Here is a 12,084-nt window from a genome sequence, read left to right on the forward strand (position 1 = left end):
AACATAACAAACGACTATGGCGTCAATCCTTTATTTTGGGCGATGTTTTGGTCCCACATGATGCCATCTCGAAGCATAGAGTTTAGGATGACCACCATCTTGCGAACGCAGGCAATAATCGCCACTTTCTTTGGTTTTCCAGCTTCGAGTAATCGAGCGTAAGTGTCCTTGAAAACAGGGTTACATTGCATGGCTGACATCATGGCCATGTACAAAACGGTTCTCACCTGTGCGCGGCCTCCTTGGATGACTCGTTTCCCTTTGTAGCGTCCGCTTTCACGTGTAATAGGGGCGACGCCGATGAGTGAAGCCGCTTGCTTGTTGGTAATGTAGCCTAACTCAGGCACATTGCTGATGATAGACGCAGCGGCGATATTGCCGATACCAGGTACGCTTTGTAAGAGGGTATTTTTAGTTTGGTATTCGGGGCAATCTTCGATGAGTTTGACAAGCTTATTTTCAATCTTTGAGACCTGATTTTTTATCGCAGTCAGGATGGGGGTCATTGTCGAATGTAGGTGCTTAGGCAAAATTTGAATACGATTTTTCTCCATGGTCTGCATCGCGAGCAGCTGATTGCGGCGAATTACTAAGTCACTCATTAAACGTATGTTCTTAGCCTTTATGACCGTCAAATCAGGTTTAATGGCTTCACCATAATGAGCGATAAGCTGTGCATCTAAGCGGTCATTTTTGGCTCTACGACCAATAGCACCGGCAAAGCGTTTGATATGAACAGGATTAGCACGAACAATAGGCAACTTGGCCTCGGTACACGCTAACACGAAGGGCATTTCTAGGCGCCCAGTCGCTTCGATAACGATACGCTGTGGGTTGTGTTTTTGATAGTAGTTAAGGCTTGTTTGATACCCTTTTCGTTGTTTGGCACGGTAAAAAAGACATCGAGTGGACGGATGTAAATGTCGAGCTGTAATTTGCCGGTATCAACACCAATATTAATGTTTTGAAGTGTGTTTGTATTCATAATAAGCTAACTCTTGCTTGCGAAATGCGGGTTCGAGACCCAGTCGACTATTCGAGGTTTATGCTTGGAGTCCTATGAGGCGTTCATGTTTGTTATCGGTCTCTCGACAGAGGAGCCAGCATTCAACCGAACTGCCACATAGAAAGCTTTAGTTGCCGCTAAAGCCTGGGTCTCACTTTTTACCCTTTTGGCTTGGTTATTATCCATACAAACTGTTTAAGAGTGATTCGCAACGCGTGGCATTTTTGCTATGCGTTGCGTTTAATGTTTAAGGTGGTATGCGGCGGCATCGGTATTTCGTTGCTCACACCTTAACAGGGCGTTAAATTTCTGCCCAGTCATCAAGACCAGACTAAGGATACAAGATGTTAATATATGTAAATCAGATTAAGGTTAATGGATCTAATGCTCTTGATAGTACCTTAAAAACTGTTGCAGGGTGGTTAAAGGAACTAACGAAAAGACACTTTACGCCTGAAGAGCTGAAGATTTCAGAAGATTATATTATTGGTCGGCAAAAGTTAGAACCTACAACGCTTCCCAAGCGGAACCCTTTCTTTATTCCATATTGTTTTCTAACCCAGACTCCGATGTTCATGGTCGCCAATGGATTACAGAAATTGGTATCAGGGTAGAATCCGATGGGGTGCTTTTTACAACTCTTCTAGAAACTAGCGATATTAGTACACAGGTTACTGATATTCCTCAATCATCAAGACCTAAAGTCGTCAAATACCTCCAGAATAACTGCAATATTTCAAAAGATACTATCGGTCTGGGCCTCAAAAATATTAGCAACGATGAAGAGGTATTTAGAGCCCTTCTTGCTGAACTAGAAAGGCCTGAGCGGAAACACCCGGTTGTGCTTGTTAGTTGTGATTCAAGTGGTAAACCATTGCTCAATCCACGAAGTTTACAAGAGCAGCTTATAGGATTAGCGCAGGTTGTTGTATGTGATCAGTCTGTTGATAGTTGGGAAATGGAAAGAGCCTTGGGTAGGCGTTATTCTGCTTGGGGTGGCGCTATTAATGTCATTTTTCCAATAAGAAATAGGTCCGTTTGCCCGAGAAGGCTACTATTAGTCGAACACCTAGAAGAGCTAAAAAGTAATGATAAATATCTAATTGGTGAGCTTTTATCTATTATTACTCACACTACAAATGGGTATAGAAAAAGGCTCCACTTTAGCCCAACAGATGTCCGAGCAAAACGGCAAAAGACCACAGAGAGTTTCTCAAACAAAAGTATAGTGAGCTTCAGCAATCTGGTGATTATGAAGAGCTTTTGAATGAGGCGTTTGAGCAAATAGATTCGTATGACAGTACGATTGAAGCGCTCAAAGACGAGCACCAACAGATAGTCGACTCGTTCGAAATGGAAAAGATGGAGCTTGAAGACACAAATGAGGCATTAACCGAAGAAATCAGGTCAAATAGCTACACTATTTCAGAATTAAAAAAGACAACTAGGGAGTGCTAATTCTGGAGATCAGGTATTAGATGCTGAGTTAATTCAGATTCTATCTGAAACATTAACTTATGACCCCAACCCGGAACAATGTTTGATGTTAGTTGAGGCCATGTATCCATCTAGAATTGTAGTGCTTGATAGTGCTTTAACATCAGCAAGGGATTCAATTTCATTCAAACAAGGCCGCAAGCTTATTGGTCTTTTGTTTAAGTTGGCAACAGAATATATTGATATTTTGTCGCAAGGAGGTGACTCGAAAGCAAAAGATATCTTTGGAAAATCTTATTCAGCCAATGAGTCAGAAACAGTAGAAAAAAAGCCCAGAACTAAATAAGTTCAGACAGTTTACTTACAATGGTGTAGATACATATATGTTTAAACATTTAAGAATCGGCGTTGCGGACAATATCGCAGAGACTATCCGGGTGCACTTTCATTGGGATAGTGAAAAATCAACTATTGTCATAGGCTATTGTGGTCCTCACCTACCTATCGGGTCTAAATCACATTAAATTTAACAAGCGCATGTTGTCGGACTGGTTTTCCGCTGCGCTACAAACCAGCCGCAAATGCGGGCGCTGGATGATCCCCTCATAATTCGGGCCTCCCAGAGGTGTTAACCAGTTTAAGAAATTCACCCCAAGCCCAGCGAAAATGCGATTCTTTGATTGAGTATTCCGGACGTCGTCTCACCTCTTTGCCGAGCCTGAGCACAGATAGCACGTTTCTGTCACGTATCGTATTGGCTTGAAACCTCCGCTGCCATCCCAGATGCCTGGCAGCCAGACCGATGCACCAAAGCAGGATTTCTGCCAACAAAGCTATCAGCAACAACACATCATAACGGCGTGGACAACGACTGCGGCTTTGTCTGAGTCCCATGCCGTATTGGGGACTTTTGAGGTCGCGAAAGGTTTCTTCTATCTGCATCCGTCTGGCATAAAGTTTGACCACCTGCGTTGACGAGAACGCCTCAGTAGGCAAGTTGGTTGCCAGTAACCAAGGCTCTTTACTGCCAAGACGGTAACTTTGTTGTGCCGTATGATTGCGTCCTGCTTTGGATGACCGCTTGTCGGCTCGATGTTTCGGCGCAGCCTTGTACAGATGTAAATGACAGCGCATAGCCGATTTTTCGTCCCAGTTTTACGAAACCAATATGCCGGGCTTTCGCCGTGGCGGAGGGATAAAGCGACTTATTCGACTGCCATTGGGCATGATTGGCCAGGAGAAAGCCGACATCCCCACGGACACGGCCAAGCCAAAACCAACCATATCGTTCCACCTCCCGAAACCAGGTATTGCGGTAACCCGCATCGGTGACAATCAGTGGACAAACATGGGATGGCAGCACCTGTGCCAACTCAGCCAAGAAGGCGTTATGGCTGCGGGGAGCATTGTAGTCGGCAAACTTGAAAGTACGCTCATACAGGGTAACCGAGCGCCCTTGCACACTGACAGAGGCTCGCAATGTCATCATCCGCAGTTGTTCACGGACATTAGACCAATCAATGAGGATGACCGGCATGGGATTAGCTGCACAGAGTAACTTTGCATGCCATTGATAAATAGCGAATTTATCAGAGTGTAGATGCGGGTTGCCGAGTAGCCTGTCTATCCGTTTGATGTTGTGCTTTGGCGCCACCGCGCCAGAGATATTGCGACCAAGCTGAGTGAGTGACAACTGATTGCCATCAAGTAACGCTTCTGTAGCAATCATCAGAGAATTAAGCCGTTTTTGATGTATTTGTGGGCATTGCTTTTTGAGTAAATCGTGTAAGATGTGGACATCACGCATGGTGTTGGATCTGGTAGTTTTTTGGCGAAATCAATTAGATCAATCAACACCATGCGTGTCTACTAAATTGAATAAAAAGGGAATTATCTGGGGATTCCCTAGATGCGGGCGTTAAGTTTCACGAGGTAACTATGGACGATAGGTTTAAATCTTGGGTTGCAATGGCTAGCCATTTCATTGGTGAGCACTTTGATCATTGCAAACCTTTTCTAGATAAAGATTTTCAAAACATGCATCCCATGGTTAGGTTTGTAAGTACCCAGTTGTACTTATCTTGTCACTTTAGCTCAGAGAGTTCACTTATTTTGTTACAGCATGGTCAAGAGTGGGATGCTGAAATTATTAACCGTACAATAATTGAAGGCGTTACCAAGTACATCTACATGCTGAATGGCTCTGAAGAGGAAGTGCTAACGAAAGTTAATGAATATTGGGAGGTTCTTCCCAGTTACTCTGCTATTAAACGAAGTGATCGTGCGAGTTCTTTGTTAGCAGAAGTCGACCCACAAGATATGCATAATTGGCTTTCAATTCAAGAACTAACACTAGAACCAGAACAAGTGGACAGTATTCGAGGTGATACAAATAAGCAGCAACGAAAACAGCTAGAACAAAAGTGGTCGTTTAGCCACATCATACAAGAGTTTAGCAAGTCTAATGATACGAGGCTTAATCCTTTGATCCATTTAGGCTATAACTACGGGATGAGTAGTCATCTTATCCATAAAGATGGTGACGGTGTTGCTATGGTGTGGGAGCGATGTGTGCGTACGACAGAAGAACAAGCATGGGTTAAAGCTGCGCATATAGCTCGATCTATTTCTGATCTCTGCACTTTTGCTGAAATGCGTTCGCTATTTCTATTTCAGTTTTGTGGTGAAAATCCAGATTTCTCCAACACCTTAAGACAAAACTATGAGCCACTGTTTGCAAGTTTAAAAGACGCACTGCAAGAATTTAATGCCAACGAATATGAAACTTAACAATCTGTTTAATAATAAAAGAAAAAAAATGGACACCCAGCATTAATCGAAAGAAAAAAATGGACACCCAGCATTAATGGCGCGGTAGTTAGCTTCCGACTATGCTTTGTTTAAGCATTTAACAAGGAGGTTATTATGCCGCGCCCTCGCCGAACTCAAATCAGCCTTGAAGATACGCCTTACTACCATTGTTGCAGCCGCGTGGTACGGCGTGCCTTCTTGTGTGGTAATGATGCCTACTCGGGCAAGAATTATGACCACCGCCGTGGTTGGGTGGAATCGTTACTGTTTGAACTGGAGGCCGTTTTTGCCATTGATGTGGCGGCATTCGCCATCATGAGTAATCATCTACATCTGGTGTTGCATATTGATATAGAGACAGCAAACCGATGGACAGACAGAGAAGTGCTTGAGCAATGGCATAAGCTGTTCAAAGGTGATGAGTTAACCCGCAAATTCACCCAAGGTGAGCTGATTGAAGCGTATGAAGTCCCCAGGCTGAAGCATACTATTGCGATTTATCGCAGCAGGTTATGTGACATCAGTTGGTTCATGCGTTGTCTTAATGAACCGATAGCGCGTCAAGCCAATCAGGAAGATAACTGTACCGGTCGATTTTATTCGCCGCCATCCCTGGCGCTCTCCCTGCGGGCCAGCTAAAGCTGTTCAAATTTATTCCGGATAAATTTGTGGGAGGGAAGATTTAAGTCACAAGCCTTACTTGATGAAGCCGCAGTGTTAACCTGCATGGCCTACGTTGACCTCAATCCCATCAGAGCCAAGATGGCCGATACGCCTGAGCAGTCGGAACATACCAGCATTCAGTTACGTATTCAGGCAGCATTGAAATGCGAACAACCCGCCAGGTTACTGCCCTTTATCGGCAATGAATGCAGTAATCAGCCCAGTGGTATTACGTTTGGGCTCAAGGATTATCTTGAATTGGTGGATGATACCGGGCGCTGTATTCGCAATGATAAACGTGGCGCGATAAGTGAAAAGAGTGCCAAGCTACTGACGCGGTTGAATATCCCTCATGAGAACTGGCTCAAGCTTACCACTGAATTTGGAAGACTATTTCTTGGACCGGTAGGCACCTTGCAAGAGCTCAGTTGTTACTGCGAACACTTGGAGAAGCGACGACGGCATTTTGCAACCAGCTGTCAGTACTTTCAAACGGCCTAAACCCTACGCTATTTAACTCAATCGCAGTCATTGACCCCCCTGAACCATGGGTAGGGCTAGCACGGTTCAAATCTCGCATTTTTGCGTGAAATCGGTTCTACTTCATCAAACCTCTGCAACTCACGGATATCTTTCGGCCTCAGCGTACTCAAATCACCTAACGGTGCTTGAACGTAGACAGAAAGAATATTAGGTTATTGTTTTATAATGGGTGGCTTGATTTTTCGCTGTGATTTTTCGCTTGGAGAGGCGACGACGGCATTTTGCAACCAGCTGTCAGTATCTTCAAACAGCCTGACCACCCCGCTATTTATCTCAACCGCAATCATTGAAATCACCATGGGTAGGGCTAGCACGGCTCAAATCTCGCATTTTTGCGTGAAATCGGTACGATTTCATCAAACCTCTGCAACTCATGGATATCTTTCTACCTCAGTGTGCTCAAATCCCCTAGCGGTGCTTGAACGTAGACAGAAAGAAGATTAGGTTATTGTTTTATAATGGGTGGTTTGATTTTTTCTTTAAACGGAGCTAGGAAACATGGAAACGTATATCCAGACACTTCAAAAACCTGAGTTTGTATTGTCTGTTGTGGTGGCGATAGCATTGGTCCTGTTCCAACCGTTATTTGACAATTTGAGATCACGAATTATTAATTTGATCTTGGGTAGTTCGCGGCATGTACGAAGGTTTATTCGCAATGTGCGTGCCCGGCATATGCATTCCATAAAAAGAATGAGAAGAAATGATGCTGAAATCATGTATCAGGTTGTTAGAAACTACGCATTTCTCATACTGTTCATGGGATCTATAGCTTTTTATCTAGCTATGATCGCGCTAGGCCCACTAAAGAGTATTGGAATATTGCCGGCCTCGGTCCAATACTTTATTTCAGCACCAATTTTTATTTTTGAATTTCTATGGTTGCTGCAAAATTCAAAAGCCAGGGATCTTATTTTATATCGGGGGAGGTTGCGTTTAACAAGGTCATGAAATTGACCTCAATATGCTACGCTTATTTCGGCAATTTATAACAGCATTAAGCCTCAATAGGAAAATCAAATGGCGAATTACTTAACGAGATGTGGATATTCCGCCGAAATAAATGAGAGTAATTTTGAAAAAATTACTAAATCTTTAGTAGAGGAGCTAAGAACGGAAGAGCATGACGAGCCGGATGATGAACATACACAAGTTTCGGTAGGGAATGAACACTGGTCGATAACAGCTCAAGTCAGCGGTCTAATAACCTTCGATAATATTGATATTCTAGAAGGTGTCGAGTCTGAACTTCCAGAGAGTATGTATTTAAGAAATATATCTGATGCTGAGTTAGTAAGGCTCTGGGGGGCGCTAGTCCAAGATAATGTTTCAATTCTTACCGAAAGTAATTGGTGTTCGTTCGAGGAACTTCCAGCTTATGAAGATGATTTTTATAGAGCAAAGGCTTAACAAGTTACTCCAGTTGACGGTTTAGTCTACGCTCCGTTTTTGCGTGGCTTCGCCACTGTACGCCAAAACTCCACTACAACCAAACCACCGCTGAGTAAGGCGTTATTTTTCAAGGAAGATATTATGAGAATTTGGCATGTCGCTTTTTTAAGCCTCCTGTTACCAGGTTGCTCTTCGATCAATAAAACTACCTATCAACCTGTTTGTTTTCAATCCGTAGAACAAGCCATAAACATTGGTGAATCTCTGATATCTGCGGGATATTTTGAAAAAGTAAGTTACTGGGTTAACGGAGACCCCAGCATACCTGTTCGTGGGTTGGGTTTGGAATGGGATGGATTCGAACATTCAAAGTATTGTCCCAGCGGCGGGTATCCTGTCCTCATCTCTTACCTGGATAAGGATGAACTTGGGAACTCTGAAATAGTAATTAAATGGGCTCAAATAGTTTTTAAAAATATGTTTAAGGAACGAGGCATTGAAACATAACGAGTGACGGTGGCATTCCGTCAATAAGTATTTCACTAATTGTGATAGCTTTCGCCCATCGGGTTCGATTTTTCATCATGGTATTGAGCGTAACCAACAGCTCTCGCATACAGGATATCAACGCTACTTTGGGAAGCGGTTATTTCCTGAGGGGGCGTCACTCTGCAATGTTATTTGTGCCAACGGCTTTCGGCGACACCGGGGGGGAGTTGGTGCAACTCTGTTAGTCCTAAATAGCTTGAAATATTTGAGAGATCTACAGACACACACCTATTTTTCAGGCACAGACGGAACTGTGACCTTCCGAGCCAGGGATGGCGAGGCAGAGCTTACAGGGACGTACTCGCAGCGTGTCACAGGATCGCCTGTGCGAAAGGCAGTTCTCGGACGTCCTGTCCTTCACTGCATTCAGGCTTCCTGCCTATCCGCACCGCAGGTGATTGGCCACAACTTAGCTAGCCGCTAGGATCAAGTTCATTGGTGAGTTTTGGCTTGAAGCAATGCTAGCCACTGTGCCAGTGGCCTAACGTCGTGGAACAAATGCATTCATGCACAACGGCTAGCTCACCATCCCAGGCTCGCGCTCGAAAGCATGTTGCTGCGCAACTCTCGCCGTGTCACAGGGGAGCCTGTGCAAAAGGCCGTTCTCGGACATCCTGTTCTTCACTGCATTTGGGCTTTGTGACCATCCCAACGGCAGGCAGAAACATCCATTGCTGGAAACTTGGGCTGTGCTTGTTGGCACATCAAGGGGGGCATTATCGCCATTTGGCAAGATTAGCCTTGTTGCAAATCGGTAAGGGGAATGAATGTACTATATCCCCAATCTCAACTTCTGGGTAAAAACAGAGTGAAGCGAGCACCGCCCAAGGGAGATTGATCTATTTGCCACTGGCCTTGGTAGCTCTGCAGCAGATCTTTGACTATCGCCAGTCCTATACCATGACCTTGTTGGTAGTTATCGGCTCTGACACCGCGCTCGAACAGCTGGGTTTTCTGCTGCTCTGTAATGCCCGGGCCATCGTCTTCGATGCAGAGGTTCAACCCTTTTTCGCTAACCCAGGTTTTGAGGGCGACCTTGCTGTTTGCTGCCTTGCAGGCGTTATCCAATAGATTGCCGAGGAGTTCGGCCAGGTCGGCTTCATCGCCGTAAAACAGGGCGCTTGTTGCCAGGTCAGCCTCAAACTCCAGCGCCTTGTCCGCATAAATCTTGCCAAGGGTTCGCAGCAGTTTGTCGGCCACGGTTTTACTGTCCACCCCTTGGTGCCAAGCGCCGCTGCCGGCACTTTGGGCTCGCTTCAACTGGTGGCTTATGCTGGCGTTAATTTGGCTGATGGGCTCTTGGGCATCGCTTGGCAAAGACTTGAGGCTTTGCAGTACCGCCAGCGGTGTTTTCAGGCTATGGGCCAGATCCGACAAGGCGTTGCGATAACGTTGGCGTTGGCGCTGTTCGTTGCTTATCAGGGCATTGAGTTGGGTCGCGACCTGTTGCAGCTCCTTGGGATAGTCGCTGCCGAGATGTTGCCGTTTGCCTTGCTCAACCGCTTCGAGCTCGGCGCGAAAGCGCGCCAGTGGTTTGAGTGTCCACCAGAGCCAGCCCCCTTGTACCAGTAACAGGAACAGCATCAAAAGTCCCAGGTATTGCCAGAGCTGGCGGCTGAAGGCGCCTTGGGTTTGCTCAAAGCCGGTCTGATCTTTGATGATGTGTACGGTAAAGGGAATATCCCGGCCATTATTCGAGGCCGAGGCAAAGCTGGCGCTGAAGCTGTAACTGAAGTGGGGCTTGCCCAGGAGAAGCATTTCGCCAAAGCGGCCTTCACCGAGTGGTGGGCTTGGAAGCTTGCCCGGAGGCGGCATACCGATAAAGGAAGGCGAATGCCATACCAGTTTGCCTTGGCTGCTGACCAGGGCGTAGAGCCCGGATTGATCTATGTTGAACTGTTTGTCCTGTAATTGATCCGGCAGAACCAGTTCGCCCTGTTCCACTTCTGCCAATGCCAACACTCCATAAAGGGCGGCGCTGAGTTCATCTTTTACCGCGTGGGTCAATTGGGCACGAAAGGCATCGTTCAGGGTCACGCCGATAAGCGGCAAGAGCACCAGATTCAACAGCAGGGCGCTGATCATCAGTCGGCCCTTGAGTGAACCGGGCAAAAGCCTTGCAGGCAAGGGCTTCATCAGGGCTTATCTCTGACAGGAAGCGCATTAAGGCGATAACCCTGACCACGCAGGGTTTCAATAAGCCCAAGCGTGCCCTCGGGATCCAGTTTCTTGCGCAAACGGCGAATAAATACCTCAATCACATTGGAGTCCAGATCAAAGTCCTGATCATAGATATGCTCGATAAGCAGACTCTTGGAAGTGACTTCGCCCTGATGCAGCATCAGATACTCGAGCAATTTGTATTCGGAGGCGCTTAGGCTGACGCTGTGTTTGCCGAGTCGTACTTCACCGCTGCTGGTATTCAAGGTGACAGGGCCACTTTGCAGCAAGGGGCTGGCCTTACCTACGCTGCGGCGGATTAAAGCCTTGATCCTGGCGGTGAGCTCCATGGGGTGGAAGGGTTTTGTGAGGTAGTCATCACCGCCGGCATCCAGGCCTTCCACCTTGTCTTGCCAGCCGTCTCTGGCGGTGAGGATCAGCACAGGGTAATCCAGTCCCTTGGCGCGCATCTGTTCAATCAGTGCTATGCCGCTGAGTTTGGGCAGGCCGATATCGATAATGGCGGCATCATAGGGATATTCCGCCGCCAGAAACAGGCCTTCTTCGCCGTCTGACGCCGCATCCAGATTGAAACCTGCCTCTTGCAGATGTTGTTTTAAGTTGGCCTGTAAGGCGGCATCATCTTCTACCAATAACAGTCGCATAAGCTGTTTCCTGTCAGTTTGCCTGCAGGCGGCCGCTGCGGGCATCCACAGAGACATAGACAATTCGGCCGCTGTCCTGCAGCAGTTTGACTCGATACCCCGGGTTGCCGTTGACCTTAACAGACTGCACCCTGAGTACCTTACCGCCATAAGCCTGCTTCACCAGTCTGGCGGCTTCATCGCCGCTGCGGACTTTCAGCTTGGCCTCCTGGGCCTGAGTCGTTCGTTCCGGCTTGGCAAAGGGGCCAGCATGCAGGGGCTGAGCGAAAGCCAGCGACAGCAATAGCATGCTTGCCGCGATAATTCCGCTTGAGTGATAAGCTTGATGCTTGATTTTACTGCCCCTTTTCATGGTTTTGCCCTTTTGGAAACGCTTGGCCCAGTGTAAAAGATCCCCGCGGTGGATGAAATAGCCAGCCGGGTCTTCACTCTCTATCTGTCCTTCCTCCGGTATTCGCTCAGGCCCGGTCAGTTGTACTCCTTCCAAGATGAACATCGGCTGACAGAAACCGTTCATCTCATGTTCACCCAGGCTGACTTTTAATAATGCTAAGGAAGGTGCGAATAAGTCCTCGTGGCACTCTCTTTTGTAGAGAGTGGCTTGCACAGCAATTGGCGCTCAAGGCATCTGACTGAAGGCATGCCGGGGCCTGTCGAAGTCGGATAACGCAGAGAGCCGGTTGCTGTGAAAGCCCCGAAGGGCGTGGCTTACAGACCTGCCTGCTATGTTGTGCTTCTTGCAAAGGACTAGGGCCATTTGCTGCGAACCACGCCTTGCATCCAGGCCTGTAAGCCGACGCAGAGCACACATGGGACTTGTTCGCACCTTCCCTAAACCCGAGTAAGCGCGAGATGCGC

The 12,084-nt window shown here is 46.8% G+C and carries 8 protein-coding genes and 3 pseudogenes; 6 read left to right on the forward strand and 5 right to left on the reverse strand.

The annotated features are described in order from the left end of the window. Positions 1-14: 14 nt before the first annotated feature. Positions 15-985, reverse strand: a pseudogene (locus tag K5621_RS05350) (IS110 family RNA-guided transposase). A 568-nt stretch (positions 986-1,553) separates the two neighbouring features. On the opposite strand from K5621_RS05350, the gene K5621_RS05360 reads away from it, so the two are divergent. Next, positions 1,554-2,273 (forward strand): hypothetical protein, encoded by a 720-nt coding sequence (locus tag K5621_RS05360; protein ID WP_221050637.1) that lies wholly within the window; start codon positions 1,554-1,556, stop codon positions 2,271-2,273. Positions 2,274-2,549: 276 nt separating this feature from the next. Then, the gene (locus K5621_RS05365) at positions 2,550-2,789 is read left to right on the forward strand and encodes a hypothetical protein (RefSeq protein ID WP_221050638.1); all 240 of its coding nucleotides are present in this window, start codon (positions 2,550-2,552) and stop codon (positions 2,787-2,789) included. Between the two features lie 257 nt (positions 2,790-3,046). Here K5621_RS05365 and K5621_RS05370 read toward each other — a convergent pair. Beyond that, a pseudogene (locus K5621_RS05370) lies at positions 3,047-4,250 on the reverse strand (IS4 family transposase). A gap of 131 nt (positions 4,251-4,381) precedes the next feature. Here K5621_RS05370 and K5621_RS05375 point away from each other — a divergent pair. The 4 genes and pseudogenes from K5621_RS05375 (at position 4,382) to K5621_RS05390 (ending at position 8,359) form a co-directional block, all read left to right on the forward strand. Next, positions 4,382-5,233: a DUF5677 domain-containing protein gene (locus tag K5621_RS05375; protein ID WP_221050639.1), complete on the forward strand. Its 852-nt coding sequence runs from the start codon at positions 4,382-4,384 to the stop codon at positions 5,231-5,233. Positions 5,234-5,368: 135 nt separating this feature from the next. Further along, positions 5,369-6,418: pseudogene (locus K5621_RS05380) on the forward strand (transposase). Between the two features lie 1,062 nt (positions 6,419-7,480). Continuing rightward, a complete protein-coding gene (locus tag K5621_RS05385; protein ID WP_165564567.1) occupies positions 7,481-7,870 on the forward strand; it encodes a hypothetical protein in 390 nt (129 codons plus the stop codon). Positions 7,871-7,993: 123 nt separating this feature from the next. Next, a complete protein-coding gene (locus K5621_RS05390; RefSeq protein ID WP_221050640.1) occupies positions 7,994-8,359 on the forward strand; it encodes a hypothetical protein in 366 nt (121 codons plus the stop codon). Between the two features lie 828 nt (positions 8,360-9,187). On the opposite strand, the gene K5621_RS05395 is transcribed toward K5621_RS05390, so the two are convergent. Genes K5621_RS05395 through K5621_RS19990 form a run of 3 tightly spaced genes read right to left on the reverse strand, consistent with a single transcriptional unit; the run spans position 9,188 to position 11,743 of the window. After that, a complete protein-coding gene (locus K5621_RS05395) occupies positions 9,188-10,537 on the reverse strand; it encodes an ATP-binding protein (RefSeq protein ID WP_221050641.1) in 1,350 nt (449 codons plus the stop codon). Continuing rightward, on the reverse strand, positions 10,537-11,226 hold the full coding sequence (locus K5621_RS05400; protein ID WP_221050642.1) for a response regulator transcription factor: 690 nt from the start codon (positions 11,224-11,226) through the stop codon (positions 10,537-10,539). Before K5621_RS05400 ends, K5621_RS05395 begins: the two co-directional genes overlap by 1 nt. A 13-nt stretch (positions 11,227-11,239) precedes the next feature. Then, the gene (locus tag K5621_RS19990) at positions 11,240-11,743 is read right to left on the reverse strand and encodes a PepSY domain-containing protein (RefSeq protein WP_245003138.1); all 504 of its coding nucleotides are present in this window, start codon (positions 11,741-11,743) and stop codon (positions 11,240-11,242) included. Positions 11,744-12,084 lie beyond the last annotated feature (341 nt).

It is taken from the genome of Shewanella carassii, assembly GCF_019670705.1.
Taxonomy (GTDB): Bacteria; Pseudomonadota; Gammaproteobacteria; order Enterobacterales; family Shewanellaceae; genus Shewanella; species Shewanella carassii.